Raw genomic sequence first — 21,827 nt, 5'->3', positions numbered from 1 at the left:
GGCAGGCGGAGGACATCCAATGCGGATCCGTTCGAGTTTTCTGCTCTTCGTTGCCGTCATCGGCGTCATCGTGCTGGGCCTTGCCTGGCGGGTCATCAGCACCGGCTATGCCGATCGCCAATCCGCGCTGTCGGCCAGGGGCCTTGCCGCCACCCAGGGCGAGCTGCTGCGCTTTGTCGAACTGATCGGCATCGAGCGCGGCGCCTACAATGCCGCCCTGCATGAAGAGAAGATCACCGATCCGAAGGGCGACTTCCTCGCTAAGCCGGCCGCCGTCAGCGACAAGACCATCGCCGCCGCGCTGGCCGATGCCCGTGCCTCCGGCGATCCCGCCATCAATCTGCGCGCCATCGAAAAGGCCGAAAGCGATCTGCATGACTGGCGCAAGCGCGCCGATGGTGCCGTGGCCAAGCTGCTGGCCGACCGCCCCAAGGATGTACTCAACGGCTATGTGCCGGGCCTCGGCCGTATCCTCAGCGACCTGATCCCGGTGCTGAACGCCATCGATGCGGCGATTGCCCGTGCCGACAGCGATGTGGCGACGCCGATGACCATCGCCCGGCTCGCCGCCGACCTGCGCGCCACCGGCAGCATCCGCGGCACCACCACGGTCAATGTCGTCGCCTCGGGCAAGCCGATCCCGCCGGCCACCCAGCAGCGCCTGTCGGAACTGAACGGTGCCGTGGACGCGATCTGGGCCCGGATCGAGATCGCGCTGGGCATGATGGATCCGTCGGCCAACCTGAAGACGAAGGTGGACGACACCAAAAAGGCCTTCTTCACCGACCTGACCGGCATCTATGCGCAGATCCGCGCCGCCAGCGACAAGAGTGAGGCCTATCCGTTCAGCATGGCCGATTTCCGCGCCAAGCAGAATCCGCTGCTGTATACCGCCGGTTACATGCGCGACGCCGCCATCGACGACGCCCTGATGGTCGCCGACCGGCTGGTATCTATGCGCAGCCGCCAGTTGATGATCGAAAGCGGCATTACCGTCGTTGCCATCATCCTGCTGATCGGCGGCGGTGTGTTCTTCCTGCTGCGGGTGGTCAGCCCGCTCGGGTCGATGACCGGGACGATGACGCGGATCGCCGAGGGCGAGGCGGCCGAGATCGGCTATACCGGGCGCAAGGATGAGATCGGTGACATGGCCCAGGCGCTGACCGTGTTCCAGCGCAATGCCGAGGAGAAGGCGCGGCTGGAAGGCGAGCAGCGCGGCCAGGCCGAGGCCGAGGCCCGGCGCATGACGGCGCAGCGCGACAGCGAGGCGGCGATCAGCCGCGAGATCGCTGATTTCTGCGGTGCCATGGGCGACGGCGATTTTTCGCGCCGCATCGATCTGGCCGGCAAGGACGGCGTGTTCCGCGACCTGTCGCAGCAGCTCAACACGCTGGCCGATACCATGCAGGGGATGATGAGCGATCTCGGCCATGTGCTGGGCGGTCTCGCCGCCGGCGACCTCGCGCGCAAGACCAGCGGCAGCTACAAGGGCGCTTTCGCCACCCTGGCCGATGCGGCGCGCGAGACCATCGCGCGGCTGCGCGACTTCGCCGGCCGGCTGACCGAGACCACCGAAACGGTGCGGACTGCCTCGGCCGAAATCTCGTCGGGCAGCCAGGACCTGGCCCAGCGCACGGAATCGCAGGCCGCCTCGATTGAGGAAACCGCCGCGTCGATGCATGAGATCACGACAACCGTGAAGCAGAATGCCGACAATGCCCAGGCCGCCAACCAGCTGGCCGTCACGGCGCGCGACACGGCGCAGAAGGGCGGCGCCGTGGTGCGCGATGCGGTGACGGCGGTGACGCAGATCGAGGAAAGCGCGCGCAAGATCGCCGACATCGTCGGCCTGATCGACGAGATCGCCTTCCAGACCAACCTGCTGGCACTGAACGCGAGTGTCGAGGCGGCCCGCGCCGGCGAGGCCGGCAAGGGCTTTGCCGTGGTCGCCCAGGAAGTGCGTGCGCTGGCGCAGCGCTCGGCCAATGCGTCGAAGGACATCAAGGCGCTGATCAGTGCCTCGAACGCGCAGGTCAAGACCGGCGCTGGCCTCGTCAACCAGACCGGCAGCTCGCTCGACGAGATCGTCGCGGCGATCAAGAAGGTCTCGGACATCGTGGCCGAGATCGCGGCGGCGAGCCGCGAGCAGGCCACCGGCCTCGAGCAGATCAACACCGCGGTCGGCAGCATGGACGAGATGACCCAGCGCAACGGCGCGCTGGTGGAAGAGACCTCGGCCTCGGCCCAGGCGCTGTCGGAACAGGCGGGCCAGCTCGCCGAACTGGTCGGCTTCTTCCGTCTGGGCGGCGAGGCGGCCCGCGCCCCGGCATCAACGGCGGCAAGGCCGGCGGCCGCACCGAAGCCTGCCGCAGCAGCGGCGGCACCGCGGCCGGTCGCAAAGCCTGCGCCGGTGGTGAAGCCGGCCGCCAGACCTGCCGCGCCGCAGCCTGCCGCAGCCAAGCCGAAGCCGGTCCCGGCCGGTGGCGATGACGACTGGCAGGAATTCTGATCCGGCCAGGATTGCACATAACGGCTTGAAAGCCTCGCTCGCCTGAGCCATATGGCGCGGTCCGGGACGACCCGGACCTTTCGTCATCGCAGGGACGGCCCTGCAGCGTTCCTGCGGAGGGACAGCATGGCATGGTTGATCCTGGCGCTGGCCGGCCTCGCCGAAGTGGGCTGGGCGGTCGGGCTGAAATACACGGCGGGGTTTACCCGGCTGTGGCCGACGCTCGGCACGGTGGCTTCGATGGTTGTCAGCCTGTGGCTGCTCGGCGTGGCGCTGAAGACGCTGCCGCTCGGCACGGCCTACGCGGTCTGGACCGGCATCGGCACCATCGGCACGGCGGTGCTCGGCATCCTGCTGCTCGGCGAGAGTGCGGCGCCGCTCCGGCTCGCCTGTATTGCCTTGATCGTGGCCGGCATCGTCGGGCTGAAACTGGCGACGCCGGCCTGATCGCCAGCCGGCTCAGACTTCCAGCCATTCCTTGCGGATGGCGGCGTCGTCCATCAGCTGCCTGGACGTGCCCTCGAAGACCATGTGGCCATGGCCCATGACATACAGCCGCTTGCAGATCTTCAGCGCGATGGTCAGCTTCTGCTCGACCAGCAGGATGGCGATGCCGCGCTCGGCGATGCGGGTCAGCAGGGCGCCGACATGCTCCACCATCATCGGCGACAGGCCCTCGGTCGGCTCATCGACCATGATCAGGTCGGGGTCGCCCATCAGGGTGCGGCACATGGTCAGCATCTGCTGCTCGCCGCCCGACAGCACGCCGGCTGGCGTCTCGGCGCGTTCCTGCAGGCGCGGAAAGATGTCGAACATGTCCTGCATCGACCAGCGGCCGCCCGGCTTGGTCGATTTCTGGCCGAGGAACAGGTTCTCGCGTACCGTCAGGCCGGGGAAGATGTCGCGGTTCTCCGGCACATAGCCGAGGCCGAGCCGGGCGATCTCGTGCGGTTTGCGGCCGGCGATCTGCTCGCCCTTGAACAGGATCGAGCCCTGCGGCGGCACGTCGCCCATGATCGCCTTGATGGTGGTCGAGCGGCCGACGCCGTTGCGGCCCAGCAGCGAGACGATCTCGCCGGCGCCGACGTCGAAGCTGACGCCGTGCAGGATATGGCTCTTGCCGTAATAGGCATGCAGGTCGCGGACCTGCAGCATGGCTTCACTCATCGTCAGTGCCCCGCTTCGGCGTGTTCGTCTTCCATGGCCTGGCCGAGATAGGCCTCCTGCACCGCCTTGTTGGTGCGGATCGCCGCCGGCCGGTCGGTGGCGATCACCTCGCCGTAGACCAGCACGCTGATGCGGTCGGCAAGATCGAACACCACGCCCATGTCGTGCTCCACCATGATCAGGGTGCGCCCCTCGGTGACCTTGCGGATCAGGTCGACGAAATGCGCGGTCTCCGACCGGCTCATGCCGGCGGTCGGCTCGTCGAGCATCACCACTTCAGCGCCGCCGGCGATGGTGATGCCGATTTCCAGGGCGCGCTGTTCAGCGTAGGTCAGCAGGCCGGCCGGCATCAGGCGCCGTTCGGCCAGGCCGATCTCGCGCAGGATGGCATCGGCGCGCTCGTTGGCGTCCTTCAGCTTGCGCACGTTGTGCCAGAAGGAATAGCGGTAGCCGAGATGCCACATCACCGCGCAGCGCAGGTTCTCGAACACCGTCATGCGCGGGAAGATGTTGGTGACCTGGAAGCTGCGGCTCAAGCCCCGGCGGTTGATCTGGTAGGGTTTCAGCCCGGTGATGTCCTCGCCGTTCAGCGCGATGCGGCCCGACGAGACCGGGAAACGGCCGGAGATCAGGTGGAACAGCGTCGACTTGCCGGCGCCGTTCGGGCCGATGATGGCGTGGCGTTCGCCGCGGCGCACGTCGAGGGTGACGCCGCGGATGATCGGTGTATTGCCGAAATTCTTGCGCACGTCGTCCAGTGCCAGCGAGGTCATGGCGGCGGCCGCGGTCATGCCGCACCTCCCTGTTTCGAAGTAGCAGCCTGCGGGCCACCCTGAGCCGCCTCGTTGAAGGCGTCGCGGAACCGCGGCGCGTAGAGCCGGCCAAGCCAGAAGCCGCCGCCGATCAGGGCGATGGCGACGATCCAGGCCAGCGGATTGTTGGAGTTATAGGCGATGCCGAACAGCGTCATGGCCGGTCCGTCGGTGACCGCCTTGACCATCTGGTGATGCGCCGTCTCGATCAGTGCCACCAGGCCGGCCAGCCCGAGCAGGGCCGGCACCGCCATCACCAGGTAATGCGGCAGCACGCGATGCAGGGTGCGGCGGTAGACCAGCGGCTCGTGCAGCATGATCAGCCCGGCGATGCCGCCTGGCGCGAACATCACCATGGCGATGAACAGCAGACCGAAATAGAGCTGCCAGGCGCCGGTATAGTCGGACAGCATGCTCTGCAGCAGGGTGACGACGATGGCACCGAGGATCGGGCCGAAGAAATGGCCGATGCCGCCGATATAGGCCATCAGCAGCACCACGCCCGACTGCGCGCCGGACAGGTTGATGGCATTCATCAGTTCGAAGTTGATCGCGGTCAGGCCGCCGGCGATGCCGGCGAACAGGCCGGCCACCGAGAAGGAGAGAAAGCGGATCATCTGCGCGGAATAGCCGATGAATTCGGCGCGCTCCGGGTTGTCGCGCACGGCATTGCAGATGCGCCCCAGCGGCGTGCGGGTAAACGCGAACATCAGCACCACGCAGATGAAGCACCAGGCGGCGATCAGGTAGTAGACCTCGATCTGCGGGCCGAATTTGTGGCCGAAGAAGGCCAGCATGCGGGTGCGGTTGGCCGAGATGCCTTCCTCGCCGCCGAAGAAGCCGCGCAGGATCAGCGACATCGACGAGATCAGTTCGGCCAGGCCGAGCGTGATCATGGCAAACACCGTGCCGGCGCGCCGGGTCGAGACGGCGCCGAGAATGATGCCGAAGAGCAGCCCCATGAAGCCGCCGGCCAGCGGGATCAGCGGCAACGGCACCGGCAGCTTGTCGGCTGCCACTGTCACCATGGCATGGGCGGCGAGGAAGCCGCCGAGGCCGTAGTAGACCGCATGGCCGAAGCTGAGCAGGCCGGTCTGGCCCAGCAGCATGTTATAGCTGAGCGAGAAGATGATCATGATGCCCATCAGGCACATGGTGGTGATCGAGCCACCCGAGGTGAAAATCTTCGGCATGACCAGGAAGGCGAGCGCGAGGATGATCCAGATGCCGTAACGGCGGACGGTGTCGAGCGAGAAGAGGGCGGGGCTGGTCATGGTGGTGGTCGCGCGCATGGCTCAGGTCTCCCGCGTGCCGAGCAGGCCGGTGGGCCGGAAGATCAGCATCAGTACCAGCATCAGGTAGGGCAGGATCGGGCCGACCTGCGCCACGGTGACATGCCACAGGTCGCCGAGCACGCCGGTGGTCTGCGGCCCGACACCGATCAGGGCGAAGACATCGCCCATCGAATAGTTGATGGCGATGGCGAAGGTCTGGATCAGGCCGATCAGCATCGCCGAGATGAAGGCGCCGGGCAGCGAGCCGAGCCCGCCGAACACCACGACGACGAACAGGATCGGCCCCAAGGTGGCGGCCATGGCGGGATCGGTGACCAGCGCCGGGCCGGCGATCACGCCGGCGATGGCGGCCAGGCCGCAGCCGAAGCCGAACACCATCATGAAGACCTTGGGGACATTGTGGCCCAGCATGGCCACCATATGCGGATGGGTCAGCGCCGCCTGGATGATCAGGCCGATGCGCGAGCGCGTCATGATCACCAGCAGGGCGATGAAGATCGCCAGCGAGATCAGCAGCATGAACATGCGGAAAGCGGGATAGGTGGTGCCGAACAGTTCGAAGGCCGAGAAATCCAGCGCCTTCGGCACCTGGTAATCGACCGGCAGCTTGCCCCAGACCATCTTGACCAGCTCTTCGATCACGAAGGCCAGGCCGAAGGTGAACAGCAGTTCGGGCACATGGCCCCATTTGTGCACGGTGCGCAGGCCGAAGCGCTCGACCAGGGCGCCGATCAGGCCGACCAGCACCGGCGCCAGGACCAGGCCGGTCCAGAAGCCGAAATACTGGCTGATCTGGAAGCCGAAATAGGCGCCGAGCATGTAGAAGCTGGCATGGGCGAAGTTGAGCACGCCCATCATCGAGAAGATGACGGTCAGGCCGCTCGCCAGCAGGAACAGCAGCATGCCGTACAGCACGCCATTCAGGGTGGAGAAGATGATGATCTCGAGCACGCGACTACCCCGTCAGAGAAATTGAGATTCCGCCGGCGGCAGCGAATCCCGGTCCGGAGACGCTGCGGCCCCGGAATATCCAGGGCCGCAGGTCCGGTTGCAACAGGCCGATCAGCTCGGCTTCTGCATCTTGCAGGTGGTGGGGACGACGGTGGCCGACGCCGGCACCTTCGCCGCGACATGCCAGCCCCAGCCGGTCTTCTCTTCGTCGAACTTCACGTCGCCGCCCACGGGGATCAGGTTGGCGATGTACATGTCCTGGAAGAACTGGTGGTCGGTCTCGCGCATGTAGGACTCGCCGCCATACATGGTCTTGTGCTTCATGCCGGCCAGAATCGGCGCCAGCTTCAGCGGATCGTCGGACTTCGCCTTGTTGATCGCTTCCGCCACCATATCCATGGCGTTGCGCACGCGCGGATAGGTCCAGCCGAGACCGTCATGGCTCTTGCGGAAGGCCGCCTCGAAGGCCTGCGCATCGCCGCCGCCGGCATTGGCCAGGCCTTCGATGATGGCAAACACCTTGCCGTTCAGGCCGGCCTGCTTGATCGCAGTCGGGCCGCCGGCGCCGCCGGCATAGAAGGTGTAGAAGTTCGCCTGCAGGCCGGCATCGCCCGCCGCTTTCAGCAGCAGCGAGATGTCGGAGCCCCAGTTGCCGGTGACCACGCTGTCCGCGCCCGATGCCTTGATCTTGGCGATATAGGGCGAGAAGTCGGTGATCTTGGCGACCGGATGCAGCTCGTCGCCGACGATCTGGATGTCAGGGCGCTTGGCCTTGATCATTTCGGTGGCGACCTTGCGGACACCCTGGCCGAAGGAATAGTCCTGATTGATCAGGTAGACCTTCTTGATGTCCTTGTTGGTCTTCATGTAGCTGGTGAGCGCCTGCAGCTTGATGTCGGTGTTGGCGTCCCAGCGGAAATGCCAGTAGCTGCACTTTTCGTTGGTCAGCGGCGGATCGACCGCCGCGTAGTTGATATAGAGCAGCTCCTTGCCCGGATTGCGTTCGTTGTTCTTGTTGACGAAGTCGATCAGGCCGGCCGCGATGCCCGAGCTGTTGCCCTGGGTGATGATGCGGATGCCCTGGTCGATCGCCTTCTGCGCCTGCACCACCGATTCCTGCGGTGACAGCTTGTTGTCCATCGGCACGATTTCAAGCTTCTTGCCGGCCACGCCGCCGGCAGCATTGATGCGCTCGGCCATGTAGCGGTAATCGGCGAGGCCCTGCTCGCCGATCGGAGCCATCATGCCCGAAAGCGGATCGATAAAGGCGATCTTGATCGTATCTGCGGCTATCGCCGGTGTGGCTGCAAGGCCGAGCGCAAGCCCGGCTAGCGCCATGCCCTTCCCGAAACGAGTCGGCATTCGAGTTCCTCCATCCCATTTATGTTGCGGCGGCTTCCGGTCCGCCGATCCACCGCATCTGCGGCGAATTCCGTTATTTGTGCAAAAGCGTGCCGAAGCCTCCCAACCCTGTCAAGCCAATCCGCCGCGCGTTACGGACGACACAAAGAGTGTGTGTCGCGTCGCGCCGCAGGCTGCTCAACACTTCGGCGTGGCCATGCGATATGCAGTGTGATGACGATGCGATCATGACGCGCGTGCCGCACCGTGAACCGGTGTGCATGCGTGCAGAGACATGATCGTCATGATGTGGATGCCGCTGCGGCAGGGCGGCATGATGCGCGGATGCTGCTGCGCTGCGGCGGCGGTGCCGGACCCCGGTCACCGGACGCGCCGGAGCAGGATCGACGGCAGCGATACACTGCCATGGTGCGGTGCGGCAGAAGCAGAGGGCGGGGCCCGGCACACGCGGCCGGCGGAAATCCGCAGCGCCCGGTGCCAACCGGAGCCGCGCATACCATGCGGTTCCTGATAGGGCGATCCGGTCCGGGCCGGCGGTCGTCGCCGACGCAGAGCTGGCTGGCTGCATCCCGTATTGCCTCCCTGGCAATGATTTTATGTTTTACTTGGCGACTATGATTGTCGGACAATCGGACGTAAGTCAACGCCGCATATGCCGCTTGATGGTCGGTCCCGCAAAAGTCGCGCTGACAGCCCGGAAGGCTGGACGGCGCGGTGATATCGGGCCGATCATGTTACAGGTCGAATCGTCTGGCTGGCCGGGTGCTGGCCACGCAGCGGGGAACCGACAGGAAAATAAATGTCTGAAGTGGCCGAAAAATTTGCCCGGATCACACCGGTTCCGGCCTATCAGATGGTCGCCGAAGCCATCGAGCGGGAGATTTTTGCCGGCCGCTTGCGGCCCGGCGACCCGATCGGCACCGAGGCCGAGCTGGTCAAGCAGTTCGGCGTCAACCGTTCCACCGTGCGGGAAGGCATCCGCCTGCTGGAACACGGCGGACTGGTGCATCGCGATTCCAGCCGCCGCCTCTCGGTCGGCCTGCCGCATTACGACCGCCTGGCCAGTCGCGCCAGCCGTGCCCTGGTGCTGCATCAGGTCACCTTCCGCGAGCTGCTCGAGGCGACCATGGCGCTCAGTCTCGCCTCGATCGAACTGGCCGTGCTGCGCGCCACCGACGACGACCTTGCCGCGCTGGAGGCCAATATCACCGCCACCGAACTGGTGATGGACGATCCGGCCGCGGTGGCGGCCTATGACAGCGAGTTCCACATCCTGCTGGAGCGCAGCGGCCGCAACCGCGTGCTGGAACTGGCGCGCGAGCCGTCCAACATGCTGATCTATCCGACCACCCAGGTGGCGGTCGGCGGCAGCGCGCAGGGCGCGCAGCGGCTGATCGAGGCGCACCGCATGCTGGTCGAGGCGGTGCGTCGCCGTGACAAGGACATGGCGCGGCTGTGGACCCAGCGCCACCTGATCGACTGGCGCAAGGGCTTCGAGAAGGCCGGCATGGATCTCGACCAGCCCATTGATAGCATGACCGGCGACAGCGTCACCGGCATGGGCGCCGACGCCGGCTGAGACGGCCTACGGCTGCGGCATCACGCAGGTGGTCGGCAGCGCCGTATCGGCGGCTTTCACCATCCCGGCCGTCTTCCAGCCCCAGCCGGTGTTTTCCTCGTCGAAATGCATGCTCGCGTTGCGCGGCCCGAACGAGGCCACGTAAAGATCCTGCAGGACCTGGTGGTCGGCCGGCCGCAGGGTGGCGATGCCGCCGTACATCGTCTTCTGCTGCGCGCCTGCCATGGCCGCGGCAACGCGGTCGGCATCGGTGCTGCCGGCCCTGACGATGGCGGCCTTCAGCATCTCCATGGCCAAGCGGATGCGCGGCACCACGAAACCGCCGCCGAAGCGTGCGCGATAGTCGTCCTCGATGCGGTCGGTCATCGGCAGATTGGCATGGCCCTCGATGACGGCATAGACGCGATGCTCAAGCCCGCTCTGCTTCACCGCGGTCGGGCTGCCGATGCCGCTGGCGTAATAGGTATACCAGCCGGCTTTCAGATGTGCGTCGCCGGCCGCCTTCAGCAGCAGGGCCAGGTCGCTGCCCCAGTTGCCGGTGATCACGCTGTCGGCGCCGGACGCCGCGATCTTGGCGACATAGGGCGAGAAGTCATTGATCTTGGCCAGCGGGTGCAGCTCGTCGCCGACGATCTCGATATCGGGCCGTTCGGTCTTCAGCATCGCGAGAGCGGCATCGCGCACGGCGCGGCCGAAGGAATAATCCTGGTTGATCAGATAGACCTTGCGGATCTGCGGCTGGGTTTTGATGAATTTCGCCAGTGCCAGCATCTTCATGCCGGCATGGGCATCGAAGCGGAAATGCCAGGGCGAGCATTTCTCGTTGGTCAGTGCCGGATCGATGGCGGCGTAGTTCAGATACAGCACGCGGGCGTCCGGGTTGCGCTCGTTGTGCTTGACGACGAAATCGGCCAGTGCGGCGGCGGCGGCCGAGCCATTGCCCTGCGCGATAAAGCGGATGCCGGCATCGATCGCCTTCTGCGCCTGCACGATGGTCTCCTGCGGCGACAGCTTGTTGTCGTAGCCGGTGACCTCGAATTTCAGCTTCGCATCCGACAGCCGCTCGGCCATGAAGCGGAAATGATTGAGGCCGTTCTGCGTCACCGCCGCGGCCGGGCCGGACAGCGGATCGATGAACGCGATGCCGATTGTTTCGGCGCGGGCGGAAAGACTGGCCATGGCGGCACAGAAAACCACAGCAAGAAAGGCGAGAAAGCGCATGACGGCTCCGGGGTGAAAACCTGCGCGGAGCCTAAGAAAAAACCGCCGCGGCACAAGCCGCGGCGGTCGGAAATAAACGCTGATACGCGAACAGTTATATCCGCAACCGTTTACCTACCGCGCGTTATAGGCCGCCAGCGCCGCGATGTTGACGATCTCACTCATGCTCGCGCCCATCTGCACGATCTGCACGGGCTTTTCCATGCCGACCAGCAGCGGGCCGATCACCGTGCCGCCGCCGAGGTCCTGCAGCAGCTGCGACGACAGCAGCGCCGAATGCAGGCCGGGCATGATCAGCACGTTGGCCGGACCCGACAGGCGGCAGAAGGGATACAGCTTCATCAGGTCGGGGCTGAGCGCGGCGCGCGCGTTCAGTTCGCCGTCATACTCGAAATCGACCGGATGGCCGCCGGACTCGAGCGCATCGAGTTCCATCACCGCCTGGCGCACGACTTCCACCACGCCACCCGGCGCATTGCCGAAATTGGAATGCGACAGCAGGGCGACGCGCGGCTCGTGGCCCATCTGGCGGGCGGCCGAGGCCGCCTGTACGGCGATCTGGCAGAGATCCTCGGCCGAGGGCTGCTCGGTTACCGTGGTATCGGCCATGAACACGGTGCGGCCCTTGGTGACGATGATCGACAGGCCCATGACGCGCTGGCCGCGCGCCGGGTCGAGCGCGAGGCGCACGCCGTCGTAGGAGACGGAATAGGTCCGGGTCACGCCGGTGATCAGCGCATCGGCATGGCCGTTGGCGACCATGCAGGCGCCGAACACATTGCGGTCGAGATTGACCAGCCGCTGGGCGTCGCGGTGCAGCATGCCGCGGCGCTGGTGCCGGCGATACAGGAAGTCGGTGTATTCGCCATTATGCTCGCTGAGCCGCGCATTGTGGATTTCGCAGCCGTCGAGGTTCTTCAGGCCGATCGCCTTCATGGTCTGCTCGATCCGCTCGCTGCGGCCGATCAGCACCGGGGTGCCGTAGCCGGCGGCGCGGAACTCCAGCGCGGCGCGGATCACGGTCTCTTCCTCGCCCTCGGCGAAGACGACGCGCTTCGGGTTCTGCACCACCTGGTCGAAGAAGATCTGCAAGCTTCCGGCGGTCGGGTTCAGCCGCGCGCGCAGCTCATGGGCATAGGCGTTCCAGTCGGTGATCGGCTTGCGGGCGACGCCCGACGCGACAGCGGCCTTGGCGACCGCCAGCGGGATCTCGACGATCAGTCGCGGATCGAACGGCGAGGGGATGATGTAGCCGGGGCCATACTTCGGCCGCTCGCCCTTGTAGGCGGCGGCGACCTCGTCGGGCACGTCCTCACGCGCCAGCAGCGCGATGGCCTCGGCGGCGGCGATCTTCATCTCGTCGTTGATGGTGCGCGCCCGCACGTCGAGCGCGCCGCGGAAGATGTAGGGGAAGCCGAGCACGTTGTTGACCTGGTTCGGATAGTCCGAACGCCCGGTCGCCATGATGACGTCGCCGCGGGTGGCCAGTGCATCTTCCGGGGTGATTTCCGGGTCCGGGTTGGCCATGGCGAAGACGATCGGATTGGCCGCCATCGAGCGCAGCATCTCCGGCGTCACCGCGCCCTTGACCGACAGACCGAAGAATACGTCGGCGCCCTTCATGGCGTCTTCCAGGCTGCGCGCCTCGGTCTTCACGGCATGGGCCGACTTCCACTGGTTCATGCCCTCGGTGCGGCCCTGGTAGACCACGCCCTTGGTGTCGCAGAGGATGACATTCTCATGCTTCATCCCCATGGCCTTCATCAGCTCGGTGCAGGCGATGCCCGCCGCACCGGCGCCGTTGACGACCATCTTGATGTCCTTGATGTCGCGGCCGGTCAGATGCGCGGCATTGATCATGCCGGCGGCCGCGATGATGGCGGTGCCATGCTGGTCATCATGGAAGATCGGGATGTCCATCAGCTCGCGCAGGCGCTGCTCGATGACGAAACATTCCGGCGCCTTGATGTCCTCGAGGTTGATGCCGCCGAAGCTGGGGCCGAGGTAACGCACGGCGCCGACGAATTCGTCGACATTCTCGGTATCGACCTCGAGGTCGATGCAGTCGACATCGGCGAAGCGCTTGAACAACACCGCCTTGCCTTCCATGACGGGTTTACCCGCGAGCGCGCCGAGGTTGCCGAGACCCAGCACCGCGGTGCCGTTCGAGATCACGGCGACCATGTTGCCGCGCGCGGTGTAATCGTAGGCGGTGTCGGGGTCCTTCTGGATTTCCAGGCAGGGGGCGGCGACGCCGGGGCTATAGGCCAGGCTGAGGTCGCGGGTCGTCGCCATCGGCTTGGTCGGGACGATCTCCAGCTTGCCCGGCTGACCCATCTTGTGGAATTCGAGGGCGTCGTCGTACAGGGACGGATTTTTCGCGTCGCTCATTATATCTCTGCGAGGTTATGGCCAAACTCGGGACGTTGGCTCCCGGCATCATCATAAGGCCAAGCCGCGAGGGGTTAAAAGAGCCGTGCGCTGTGCTATGTCTGCGACTGGCATATTATTTTCGACCATGAACAAACAAGAACAGACACCTCCGCTGCCCCCCGGCACCTCTCCCCTGATGGCGCAGTATCTGACCATCAAGGCGGCAAATCCCGATTGCCTGCTGTTCTACCGCATGGGGGATTTCTACGAGCTGTTTTTCGACGACGCGGGCACCGCGGCACGGGCATTGGACATCGCGCTCACCAAGCGCGGCGAGCATGACGGCCAGCCTATCCCGATGTGCGGCGTGCCTGTGCATGCGGCCGAGGCCTATCTGTCGCGCCTGATCCGCCAGGGTTTCAAGGTGGCGGTCTGCGAACAGATCGAAGATCCGGCCGAGGCCAAGAAGCGCGGTGCGAAATCCGTTGTGCAGCGCGATGTGGTCCGCGTGGTCACGCCGGGCACCATCACCGAAGACAGCCTGCTCGACGCGCGACGCAACAATTATCTGGCGGCGCTGTCGCAGGTTGGCGGCAGCGACGGCGGCATGGCGCTGGCCTGGCTCGACATGTCGACCGGCGAATTCGGCCTGGCGGAAACCGGGCTGGCCGGCCCGGAGGGGGCTGGGCTGGGTGCCGATCTGGCCCGCATCGGCCCGCGCGAACTGGTGCTGCCCGAAAGCCTGCTGGCGCGGGCCGAATTGCGCGTCCTGCTGGAGCAGGCGGATACCGCCCTGTCGCCGCTGCCGTCGGCGCGGTTCGACAGTGTGTCCGGCGAACGCCGGCTGAAACAGACGCTCGGCGTCGCGGCGCTGGATGCCTATGGCCAGTTCAGCCGCGCCGAGCTCGCGGCGGCCGGCGCCCTGCTCGATTATGTCGAGACGACACAGCGCGGCCGCATGCCGCGTCTCGATCCGCCGGTGAAACAGCCGCCGGCCGCCGCCATGGCGATCGACCCGGCGACCCGGCGCAACCTCGAACTGGTCGAGACCATGACCGGCGCCCGCGACGGCGCGCTGCTCGCCACCATCGACCTCACGCTCACCGGCGCCGGCGCCCGGCTGCTGGCCCAGCGCCTGCAGGCGCCGCTCACCGACATGGCGGCGATTGCCGCGCGCCATGACGCGATCGCCTATCTGCTCGACGGCGTGCGGCTGCGCGACGATATCCATAGTGCGCTGCAGCGGGTGCCCGATCTCGCCCGTGCGCTGTCGCGGCTCAGCCTGAATCGCGGCGGTCCGCGCGATCTCGGCAGCTTGCGCGATGGCCTGATCCAGGCCGGTGCCCTGCAGGCACGGCTGGGCGCGGAAGCCACCCTGCCGCCGGCACTGGCGGCCATGCGCGACGGGCTCGGCGACCATGCCGCGCTGGTGGCGGCGCTCGATGCCGTGCTGGGCGACGAGCTGCCTTTGCTGGCCCGCGACGGCGGCTTCGTCAAGGCCGGCCATCATACCGGACTCGACGAATTCCGCGCGCTGCGCGACGAAAGCCGCCGTCACATTGCGGCGCTGCAGGACAGATACGCCGCCGAGACCGGCGTGCCGGGCCTGAAAATCCGCCACAACAACGTGCTCGGCTATTACATCGAGGTCACGCCGCGCCACGCCGACCGCATGGGCGTGCAGTATATCCATCGCCAGACCATGGCCAATGCCATGCGCTATGCGACGCCCGAGCTGTCGGAACTGGAAAGCAAGATCGCCCAGGCGGCCGAACGCGCGCTGGCGCTGGAACTCGAGATCTTCACCGGCCTCTGCGCCCGGGTGCTGCAGGATGCCGCCGCCCTGACCCGGGCGGCGCGCGCGCTGGCCGAGCTCGATGTCGCGGCGGCGCTGGCCGAGCTCGCCATGCAGCGCGGCTGGGTGCGGCCGGTGGTCGACGACAGCCTGGCCTTCGAGATCCGCGGCGGCCGCCATCCGGTGGTCGAGGCGGTGCTGGCCCGCGCCGGCCAGGGCGGGCAATTCGTCGCCAACGACTGCAATCTCGGCGACGGCCAGAAATTATGGTTATTGACCGGCCCCAATATGGCCGGCAAAAGCACTTTCCTGCGCCAGAACGCGCTGATCGCGCTGCTGGCGCAGACGGGATCCTACGTGCCGGCGGCGTTTGCCCATATCGGCGTGGTCGACCGGCTGTTCAGCCGGGTCGGCGCCGCCGACGATCTGGCGCGCGGCCGCAGCACCTTCATGGTCGAGATGGTCGAGACGGCGGCGATCCTGCATCAGGCCGGCGAGAAGGCGCTGGTCATCCTCGACGAGATCGGCCGCGGCACCGCGACCTTCGATGGCCTGTCGATCGCCTGGGCGGTGGTGGAATACCTGCACGAGAAAAGCCGCTGCCGCGGCCTGTTCGCCACCCATTATCACGAGCTGACCGTCCTTGCCGACCGGCTCAAACAGCTCAGCAACCATACCCTCAAGGTGAAAGAGTGGAACGGCGAGCTGGTGTTCCTGCACGAGGTCGGCGCCGGCGCCGCCGACCGCTCCTACGGCATCCAGGTGGCGAAACTCGCCGGCCTGCCGGCCGCCGTGCTGGCGCGGGCCTCGGACGTGCTGCACAAGCTGGAAGAGACCGACCAGGGCGGTGCGGCGAAACTCGTCGATGATCTGCCGCTGTTTTCGCTGGCGTCGCCGCCCGCAACCGCAGCAATAAAGCCTTCGGCCATCGAAGCGGCGCTCAAGACGGCCGATATCGACGCCCTGTCACCGAAACAGGCGCTCGATTTGCTGTATCAGCTCAAGGCCCTGCTCGGCGAATAACGCCGATTGCCGCCATATCTCGTCTCATATCCGCGTATGGCCCGCACTGTCGTGGAATGGTCGCTTGTAAAGCCGGGCAAGACCGCTTATATATCTGCCATCGACCTTTGGCCGGACAATCAGGCTGTCTGTCGCGCTTGGCCCTGTGCCATCAGGATGTATCCTCCGGGTTGCTCCGTCGCGCGGCGAACTTTCGGACTCTCTTCCAAAATCGACAAGCCGGGCTTTCAGTACGCAACATCTGTGTCCTGCGCCTGTGCGCCAAACCCGAAAGGATCATCATCATGATGACGGGCACCGTTAAGTTTTTCAACGTCACCAAGGGCTTCGGCTTCATCCAGCCGGACGACGGCAGCAAGGACGTGTTCGTGCATGTCTCGGCGCTGGAGCGGGCCGGCATGAGCGCGCTCAACGAAGGCCAGAAGGTGTCGTTCGATACCGAGCAGGATCGTCGCTCGGGCAAGACCGCCGTCGCCAACATCAAGGCGGCCTGATCTAGTCAGATCCGGCCGGGCCCGTCACACCGACGGGCCCGGCCTTTCTTTTGCGCCTTTGCTGAAACAACACATAGAAAGCCGGAATGTCCGCCTCACGCCACGCCTACAAAGATACCGACTTCGGCGACCGCCAGCAGGCCGCCGCCGCCGCGCGCCGCGCCGCGCTCGAGAAATTCCGCACCGCACCGGTCGTTGACGAGGCTGCGCTGCAGGCCCGCCAGGCCGAGCGCGCTGCCAATGCCGCCGCCCGCGAAGCCCGCCAGGCCGCCCGCCGCGCCGAGCGCGAGGCCGCCCTGCTGCGCGAGGCCGAAGAAAAGATCGCCCGCGCCGCCGAGGCCGAGCGTCTGGCCGCCGAACAGGCCGTCGCCGCCGTCGCCCGCGAGGCCGAACTCAAGGCCGCGCGCGACGCCCGCTACGCCGCCCGCAAGGCCAAAACCCGCAAGTGAACGCCTGCCAGTGAACGATGCAGCACCGCCGGCGGCAGAGTTTGACTGCCAGTCCTGCGGTGCCTGCTGTTCCTACGCTGCCGACTGGCCGCGCTTCACCCTGGAAGACGACGCAACCATCGCCCGTATCCCGGCGGCGCTGGTCGATGACGAGCGCGGCCGCATGCGCAGCACCGACAACCGCTGCGACGCGCTGACCGGCCAGGTCGGCCGCGCCACCGGCTGTGCCATCTATGCGCTGCGCCCCGATGTCTGCCGGGCCTGCCTGCCCGGCGACGACGCCTGCCTGATTGCGCGCCGGCATTTCGGCCTGCCGGTTTAGTGCAGTCCGTCTGATCCCGATATCATTGCCGAAGCCGCGCAGCCGCCGATAGAATGATCCCGGCATGTCGGCGAGCGGCCAAAATCGTTCGTAGACATGCGACAGTCGTGCAATCCACCGGGAGTGCCGCATCCTGTCGTCGCTTCGCATCGCCGCCGTCCTGATGCTCTGCCTGGCGCTGCTGCCGCAGCGCCTGCTCGCGGCGGACGGACCGGTGCTGCAGGTCCTGCTCAACGACGCGCCGCCCTATCGCATCATTGATGACAGCACCCGGCCGCCGCGCTACAGCGGCATCTATGTCGATATCGCCCGCACCGCCGCCGCGCGCGCCGGCGTCCGGCTCGATTTCATGCAGGTGCCCTATGCGCGTGCCTTTGCCATGATGCAGAACGGCGAGGGCGACCTGATGCTGGGACCGAACCGCACGCCTGAGCGCGAGGCCTATCTGCTCTATCTCGACCCCGCCCTGCCGGCCGAACCCAAGGTCTTCGTGGTGCGGCAGAACGGCCCGGTGATCGCCCGCCGGGACGATCTGCGCGGCCTGCGTATCGCCACCCTGCGCGGCGCCCATTACACGGCGGATTTCGACGGCGATGCGGCGCTCGTCCGCGTGCCGGTGGTGGATTACGAGACGGCGCTGCGCATGCTCGGTGGCGGCCGGGTCGAGACTGCGATCATGCCGGAGATGCGGGCGCGCTGGCTGCTGCGCGAACAGCCCGGCCTGCGGCTCGCTGGCTACCGTATCCCATATGTATTCGCGCAGTATACCTTGGCTGGAAAAGTGCGCGCTGGCTTTTCCAGTTGGATCGAGCAGTTTTGCGGAACATACAAACCGGCAGAAGATATTGCGGAATTTTTATACGATCAATTTGGGATTGAAGTTCGCAGTCCTGATGCGCCAGAGAATTTGTCTCCGGATCTAACATCTGAGATCAGAGAATATTGGAGGCGAGTGCAGGATCGGCGGAGGGGTTCGAGAGATGACTTTGGTATGATGGCTAATCGTCTAGCAGAGCATGATTCTGAAACTTGCTTGACGGTTTTGGAACAACGCAAGTTGGGCGTTGGAAAATCGCCTCTCGGATATACAAGCTGGTGGTTTACGCTCGATAGTGCTGCTTGGCGAATGCAGTCCGATATTGACCCGGCAGTTTGGCTGGAGATAAAGCATAGCCCAGTGATTTCGATAGATTTCCTCTTGAAGTACTTAACTTTTGGTCCTAATCGGGACCAAGTCGCTCATTCCGAACGCAGTCTCGCGTCCATGTTATCGGGGGTTATTCTCGAATCATTGCCGAATGACTTGTTGGAAATTGTAAATAAGATTCGCCAAGAGTCGGAGGGGGTTTCAGAGCGGGTCGTTCAGCGGCGTATTCGCGATGCAGTTGATCGTGAAAAATCTAAAATTGGACCGGTGCATATGGCTGGCTTGGATGGGGCGAACCAATCAATTAACGATATGTTCTGAGCTGATCTTATTCTATGGGCTACATTGTGGTATTGATGCCTACGCGCTCTTGCCGTCGTATTTCATCGGCTCCAGCGTCTCGAGGTCGAAGCCGTCGAGGCAGCGCACGTTGATCGCCACCATGCGGTCGCCGTTCGGTGCCGTGCCGGTGGCGAAGGATTCCACGCCGCAGGTCTTGCAGAACAGGTGATGGATATTCTTCGTGTTGAACTGGTAGTCGCTCACCGCGTCCTTGCCGGCCAGCAGCTTGAAGTCATCGGCCGGAACGAAGCTGAGCAGCGAGCCCTTCTTGGAACAGATCGAGCAGTTGCACGAGATCACCGGCGGGTTGGCCCCGGTGCTGACGCTGTAGCGCACGGCGCCGCAATGGCAGCCGCCGCCGTAGATATGTTTCGCTGTGGCTTTCGCTTCCGACATGGCTTCCTCACACGTTCGCTGCTGCCGGTTTCTGGCATCCGCCGCGACCGGCTGCAACCATTAACCGGTCGGGCGTCACGCCAGCAGGGAGGTCCGCTGCGGCGTCGCGCCGCCGCGGCCGGGCCACAGGCGCGTCAGGTCGGCGGCGGCAAAGCTCAGCCCGCGCCAGGCGACCTTTCGCCCGGTGGTGTGGCGCGCTTCCGACGGCGCCACCGGCACCAGCGTCTGCCAGTCGGCGGCGGCAATGGCAACGGCTGTCGGCGCTGCGCCGGAGGCTGCAGCCATGCCGCGCGCCACCAGACCGCCGCCCTGCAGGGCACGCAGCAGGGCGCCGCGATGGTCGTCCTCGACCACCGGCACCCCATCGGGAAACACGATTTCCTCGGCGATGCCGAGATGGCTCTCGCTGGCATAGGCGGCGACCTTGGCCGGATCGCGCCAGCGGATCCACGCCCAGGCCTGGGTCAGGTTCCAGTCAGCGGACATTTGCAGCGAGCGGGCGGATTTGACACATGGCCGATGCAGTATGCCGCATCTGCTGCGCACCTCAAACTGCTCGCCGGCCCTCCCGCTACGGCATCCGGGTATGCTAGGTCTGTGACCGGCCTGCTCTGGCTTTTTCCTGTCCGACCCCATTGCAAGGATTTTCCGATGTCCGCGCCCGCCGCCATCCCCGATACCCCCACCTTCGTCACCCACCTCGAATGCGGCATGACCGGCGAACGGCTGCCGGCCGACACGCTGCAAAACCTGTCGCCCAAGGGCTGGCCGATCCTGGTGCGCTACGACCTCGCCGGCGTGAAGGCGGCGCTGACCAAGGAGCTGATCGCCGGCCGCGCGCCGAACTGGTGGCGTTACCGCGAGCTGCTGCCGGTGCGCAGGACCGAGAATGTCGTCTCGCTCGGCGAGGTGATGACGCCGCTGATCCCGCTGCCGCGGCTGGCGCGCCGGCTCGGTGTCACCGCCGAGGTGATCGTCAAGGACGAGGGCCGGCTGCCGACCGGGAGCTTCAAGGCGCGCGGTCTCGCGCTCGCCGTCTGCATGGCCAAGGAACTCGGCGTCGAGAAGATGGCGATGCCGACCAACGGCAACGCCGGCGCCGCGCTGGCCGCCTATGCCAGCCGCGCCGGCATCGAGACGGTGGTGTTCTGCCCGGATGATACGCCGGCGGTGAACATGAACGAGATCGCGCTGCAGGGCGCCCGGCTCTACAAGGTCAACGGCCTGATCAACGACTGCGGCAAGCTGGTCGGCGAGGGCAAGGCCACGGCCGGCTGGTTCGACACCTCCACGCTGAAGGAGCCCTATCGCATCGAGGGCAAGAAGACCATGGGATTGGAGCTCGCCGAACAGCTCGGCTGGGAAATGCCCGATGCGATCTTCTATCCCACTGGCGGCGGCACCGGCCTGATCGGCATGTGGAAGGCCTTTGCCGAACTGGAAGCCATCGGCTTCATCGGCTCGAAGCGCCCGAAGATGATCGCCGTGCAGGCCTCGGGCTGCGCGCCCATCGTGCGGGCCTTCGAGGCCGGCGAGCGCCATGCCAAGCTGTGGGAGAATGCCCATACCGTGGCGGCCGGTATCCGCGTGCCGGCGGCGATCGGCGACTTCCTGATCCTCGATGCCGTGCGCGAGAGCGGCGGCTTTGCCATCGCCGTCGAAGACGCCGCCATCGAACAGGCGCTGAAGGATGTCGCCACCGAGGAGGGCCTGCTGCTCTGCCCGGAAGGCGCCGCCACTTACGCGGCCTACAAACAGGCCCTCGGCGACGGCCGGGTCAAGAAGGGCGACCGCGTGGTGCTGTTCAACTGCGCGACGGGCCTGAAATACCCGATGGCCGATGGCGGCAAACCGCTCGACCGCCACGGCAGCATCGACTACAGCAAACTGTAATCAGCAGACGGGAGACCAGTCAGGCCGGCTCGCGCATGAAATAGATCATGTCGAGTTCCGGCGGGCTGGCGCCGGCATGGCTCAGCAGGCCGTGCACCTGACCGCGGTGATGGGTCTGGTGGTTGAAGAAATGCATCAGCGGCGGAAACAGCGGATCGGTGAAAGTCTGGCCGCGCGTGTTGGTGTAGGTGAATGTCCCTTCCAGCGCCGCATCGTCGAGGCCGTCGCAGAAGGCGATGATCTCGGCATCCTTGGCGCTGCGCGCGGTGCGCAGGGACGCGAAATCCGCGTGCAGGATCTGGTTCAGCGCGGTGATATGCGGCGGCGGGCTGCCCTTGAAACGGCCGAGCCAGATGCTGTCGCCGACCAGGATGTGATTGAGCGTCGTATGCAGGCTGCCGAAGAAGCTCGGCCGGGCCGCGTAATAGTCCTCCGGCGCCAGCGCGGCGCAGGCGTCATAGACTCGTGCATTGGCCCAGCGGTTGTAGCGGGCGAAGCGGCGGGCATGCTGCAGCGGCAGGGACGGGGCGGCGGTCATCGGGGCACCTCTGGTCTGGTGCCGCAAGCTTAGAGCCGGCCGCTCCGTGGCGGGAAGCGCGGAATTGTCCCGCTGCAATTGAGCAAAATGACAGGCCGGAAAAGACCGGGAAAAAGAAAACGGCCCGCCGGTGGTTCAGCCGGCGGGCCGCGCAGTCAG

At 65.8% G+C, this 21,827-nt stretch carries 19 protein-coding genes; 9 read left to right on the top strand and 10 right to left on the bottom strand.

Translation table 11 applies throughout. The features are described from left to right. Window positions 1–19: 19 nt before the first annotated feature. Both ACFOOQ_RS06990 and sugE read left to right on the top strand, forming a co-directional pair. Complete coding sequence (locus ACFOOQ_RS06990; protein WP_379723554.1) at window positions 20–2,509, top strand: methyl-accepting chemotaxis protein; 2,490 nt, start codon at window positions 20–22, stop codon at window positions 2,507–2,509. 126 nt (window positions 2,510–2,635) lie between these two features. Further along, a complete protein-coding gene (gene sugE, locus ACFOOQ_RS06985) occupies window positions 2,636–2,956 on the top strand; it encodes a quaternary ammonium compound efflux SMR transporter SugE (RefSeq protein WP_379723551.1) in 321 nt (106 codons plus the stop codon). 12 nt (window positions 2,957–2,968) lie between these two features. Here sugE and ACFOOQ_RS06980 read toward each other — a convergent pair whose 3' ends face one another. The 5 genes from ACFOOQ_RS06980 to ACFOOQ_RS06960 form a co-directional block, all read right to left on the bottom strand. Continuing rightward, a complete protein-coding gene (locus ACFOOQ_RS06980) occupies window positions 2,969–3,676 on the bottom strand; it encodes an ABC transporter ATP-binding protein (RefSeq protein WP_379723548.1) in 708 nt (235 codons plus the stop codon). Window positions 3,677–3,678: 2 nt separating this feature from the next. After that, window positions 3,679–4,467, bottom strand: a complete 789-nt coding sequence (locus ACFOOQ_RS06975; RefSeq protein ID WP_379723545.1) for an ABC transporter ATP-binding protein — start codon at window positions 4,465–4,467, stop codon at window positions 3,679–3,681. After that, on the bottom strand, window positions 4,464–5,780 hold the full coding sequence (locus tag ACFOOQ_RS06970; protein ID WP_379723542.1) for a branched-chain amino acid ABC transporter permease: 1,317 nt from the start codon (window positions 5,778–5,780) through the stop codon (window positions 4,464–4,466). The genes ACFOOQ_RS06975 and ACFOOQ_RS06970 overlap by 4 nt, the downstream gene beginning before the upstream one ends. 3 nt (window positions 5,781–5,783) lie before the next feature. Beyond that, complete coding sequence (locus tag ACFOOQ_RS06965; RefSeq protein ID WP_379723539.1) at window positions 5,784–6,734, bottom strand: branched-chain amino acid ABC transporter permease; 951 nt, start codon at window positions 6,732–6,734, stop codon at window positions 5,784–5,786. Between the two features lie 111 nt (window positions 6,735–6,845). Further along, window positions 6,846–8,096, bottom strand: a complete 1,251-nt coding sequence (locus tag ACFOOQ_RS06960; protein WP_379723536.1) for a branched-chain amino acid ABC transporter substrate-binding protein — start codon at window positions 8,094–8,096, stop codon at window positions 6,846–6,848. A 799-nt stretch (window positions 8,097–8,895) separates the two neighbouring features. Here ACFOOQ_RS06960 and ACFOOQ_RS06955 point away from each other — a divergent pair. Then, the gene (locus tag ACFOOQ_RS06955; protein WP_379723534.1) at window positions 8,896–9,675 is read left to right on the top strand and encodes a FadR/GntR family transcriptional regulator; all 780 of its coding nucleotides are present in this window, start codon (window positions 8,896–8,898) and stop codon (window positions 9,673–9,675) included. Between the two features lie 6 nt (window positions 9,676–9,681). On the opposite strand, the gene ACFOOQ_RS06950 is transcribed toward ACFOOQ_RS06955, so the two are convergent. Both ACFOOQ_RS06950 and ACFOOQ_RS06945 read right to left on the bottom strand, forming a co-directional pair. Continuing rightward, window positions 9,682–10,896, bottom strand: coding sequence for a branched-chain amino acid ABC transporter substrate-binding protein (locus ACFOOQ_RS06950; protein WP_379723531.1), 1,215 nt, complete (start codon window positions 10,894–10,896; stop codon window positions 9,682–9,684). Window positions 10,897–11,010: 114 nt separating this feature from the next. Next, the gene (locus tag ACFOOQ_RS06945) at window positions 11,011–13,287 is read right to left on the bottom strand and encodes an NADP-dependent malic enzyme (RefSeq protein ID WP_379723528.1); all 2,277 of its coding nucleotides are present in this window, start codon (window positions 13,285–13,287) and stop codon (window positions 11,011–11,013) included. 127 nt (window positions 13,288–13,414) lie between these two features. Between ACFOOQ_RS06945 and mutS the strand changes: the two genes are divergently transcribed. The 5 genes from mutS to ACFOOQ_RS06920 all read left to right on the top strand — a co-directional run bounded on the left by mutS (window position 13,415) and on the right by ACFOOQ_RS06920 (window position 18,820). Next, a complete protein-coding gene (mutS, locus tag ACFOOQ_RS06940) occupies window positions 13,415–16,087 on the top strand; it encodes a DNA mismatch repair protein MutS (protein ID WP_379723525.1) in 2,673 nt (890 codons plus the stop codon). A gap of 284 nt (window positions 16,088–16,371) precedes the next feature. Next, window positions 16,372–16,581, top strand: a complete 210-nt coding sequence (locus ACFOOQ_RS06935) for a cold-shock protein (protein ID WP_379723522.1) — start codon at window positions 16,372–16,374, stop codon at window positions 16,579–16,581. A gap of 86 nt (window positions 16,582–16,667) precedes the next feature. Further along, window positions 16,668–17,030, top strand: coding sequence for a DUF6481 family protein (locus ACFOOQ_RS06930; RefSeq protein WP_379723519.1), 363 nt, complete (start codon window positions 16,668–16,670; stop codon window positions 17,028–17,030). A 10-nt stretch (window positions 17,031–17,040) separates the two neighbouring features. Continuing rightward, complete coding sequence (locus ACFOOQ_RS06925; protein WP_379723516.1) at window positions 17,041–17,352, top strand: YkgJ family cysteine cluster protein; 312 nt, start codon at window positions 17,041–17,043, stop codon at window positions 17,350–17,352. A 163-nt stretch (window positions 17,353–17,515) separates the two neighbouring features. Continuing rightward, window positions 17,516–18,820: a substrate-binding periplasmic protein gene (locus ACFOOQ_RS06920; protein ID WP_379723513.1), complete on the top strand. Its 1,305-nt coding sequence runs from the start codon at window positions 17,516–17,518 to the stop codon at window positions 18,818–18,820. Window positions 18,821–18,859: 39 nt separating this feature from the next. Here the strand turns inward: ACFOOQ_RS06920 and ACFOOQ_RS06915 are convergent, their stop codons facing one another. Further along, window positions 18,860–19,237 carry a GFA family protein gene (locus ACFOOQ_RS06915; protein ID WP_379723510.1) on the bottom strand — a complete coding sequence of 126 codons (378 nt, stop codon included), beginning with the start codon at window positions 19,235–19,237 and terminating at the stop codon, window positions 18,860–18,862. Between the two features lie 75 nt (window positions 19,238–19,312). After that, complete coding sequence (locus ACFOOQ_RS06910; protein ID WP_379723507.1) at window positions 19,313–19,723, bottom strand: hypothetical protein; 411 nt, start codon at window positions 19,721–19,723, stop codon at window positions 19,313–19,315. A gap of 165 nt (window positions 19,724–19,888) precedes the next feature. Here ACFOOQ_RS06910 and ACFOOQ_RS06905 point away from each other — a divergent pair, with 165 nt between their 5' ends. Next, window positions 19,889–21,130 (top strand): threonine synthase, encoded by a 1,242-nt coding sequence (locus ACFOOQ_RS06905; RefSeq protein ID WP_379723504.1) that lies wholly within the window; start codon window positions 19,889–19,891, stop codon window positions 21,128–21,130. Window positions 21,131–21,149: 19 nt separating this feature from the next. Here the strand turns inward: ACFOOQ_RS06905 and ACFOOQ_RS06900 are convergent, their stop codons facing one another. Then, window positions 21,150–21,668: a DinB family protein gene (locus ACFOOQ_RS06900; RefSeq protein WP_379723501.1), complete on the bottom strand. Its 519-nt coding sequence runs from the start codon at window positions 21,666–21,668 to the stop codon at window positions 21,150–21,152. Window positions 21,669–21,827 lie beyond the last annotated feature (159 nt).

This window comes from Ferrovibrio xuzhouensis, assembly GCF_042648965.1.
GTDB classification, from domain to species: domain Bacteria; phylum Pseudomonadota; class Alphaproteobacteria; order Ferrovibrionales; family Ferrovibrionaceae; genus Ferrovibrio; species Ferrovibrio xuzhouensis.
The sequence above is the reverse complement of the archived record's forward strand: the minus strand, read 5'-3'. Positions and strand labels throughout refer to the sequence as shown.

What these genes read in the sequence shown, in the direction of transcription:
- ACFOOQ_RS06990 (WP_379723554.1), top strand. Translation starts at nt 20, where the DNA reads ATGCGGATCCGTTCGAGTTTTCTGCTCTTCGTTGCCGTCATCGGCGTC.
- sugE (WP_379723551.1), top strand. Translation starts at nt 2,636, where the DNA reads ATGGCATGGTTGATCCTGGCGCTGGCCGGCCTCGCCGAAGTGGGCTGG.
- ACFOOQ_RS06980 (WP_379723548.1), bottom strand. Translation starts at nt 3,676, where the DNA reads ATGAGTGAAGCCATGCTGCAGGTCCGCGACCTGCATGCCTATTACGGC.
- ACFOOQ_RS06975 (WP_379723545.1), bottom strand. Translation starts at nt 4,467, where the DNA reads ATGACCGCGGCCGCCGCCATGACCTCGCTGGCACTGGACGACGTGCGC.
- ACFOOQ_RS06970 (WP_379723542.1), bottom strand. Translation starts at nt 5,780, where the DNA reads ATGCGCGCGACCACCACCATGACCAGCCCCGCCCTCTTCTCGCTCGAC.
- ACFOOQ_RS06960 (WP_379723536.1), bottom strand. Translation starts at nt 8,096, where the DNA reads ATGCCGACTCGTTTCGGGAAGGGCATGGCGCTAGCCGGGCTTGCGCTC.
- ACFOOQ_RS06955 (WP_379723534.1), top strand. Translation starts at nt 8,896, where the DNA reads ATGTCTGAAGTGGCCGAAAAATTTGCCCGGATCACACCGGTTCCGGCC.
- ACFOOQ_RS06950 (WP_379723531.1), bottom strand. Translation starts at nt 10,896, where the DNA reads ATGCGCTTTCTCGCCTTTCTTGCTGTGGTTTTCTGTGCCGCCATGGCC.
- ACFOOQ_RS06945 (WP_379723528.1), bottom strand. Translation starts at nt 13,287, where the DNA reads ATGAGCGACGCGAAAAATCCGTCCCTGTACGACGACGCCCTCGAATTC.
- mutS (WP_379723525.1), top strand. Translation starts at nt 13,415, where the DNA reads ATGAACAAACAAGAACAGACACCTCCGCTGCCCCCCGGCACCTCTCCC.
- ACFOOQ_RS06935 (WP_379723522.1), top strand. Translation starts at nt 16,372, where the DNA reads ATGATGACGGGCACCGTTAAGTTTTTCAACGTCACCAAGGGCTTCGGC.
- ACFOOQ_RS06930 (WP_379723519.1), top strand. Translation starts at nt 16,668, where the DNA reads ATGTCCGCCTCACGCCACGCCTACAAAGATACCGACTTCGGCGACCGC.
- ACFOOQ_RS06920 (WP_379723513.1), top strand. Translation starts at nt 17,516, where the DNA reads ATGCTCTGCCTGGCGCTGCTGCCGCAGCGCCTGCTCGCGGCGGACGGA.
- ACFOOQ_RS06915 (WP_379723510.1), bottom strand. Translation starts at nt 19,237, where the DNA reads ATGTCGGAAGCGAAAGCCACAGCGAAACATATCTACGGCGGCGGCTGC.
- ACFOOQ_RS06910 (WP_379723507.1), bottom strand. Translation starts at nt 19,723, where the DNA reads ATGTCCGCTGACTGGAACCTGACCCAGGCCTGGGCGTGGATCCGCTGG.
- ACFOOQ_RS06905 (WP_379723504.1), top strand. Translation starts at nt 19,889, where the DNA reads ATGTCCGCGCCCGCCGCCATCCCCGATACCCCCACCTTCGTCACCCAC.
- ACFOOQ_RS06900 (WP_379723501.1), bottom strand. Translation starts at nt 21,668, where the DNA reads ATGACCGCCGCCCCGTCCCTGCCGCTGCAGCATGCCCGCCGCTTCGCC.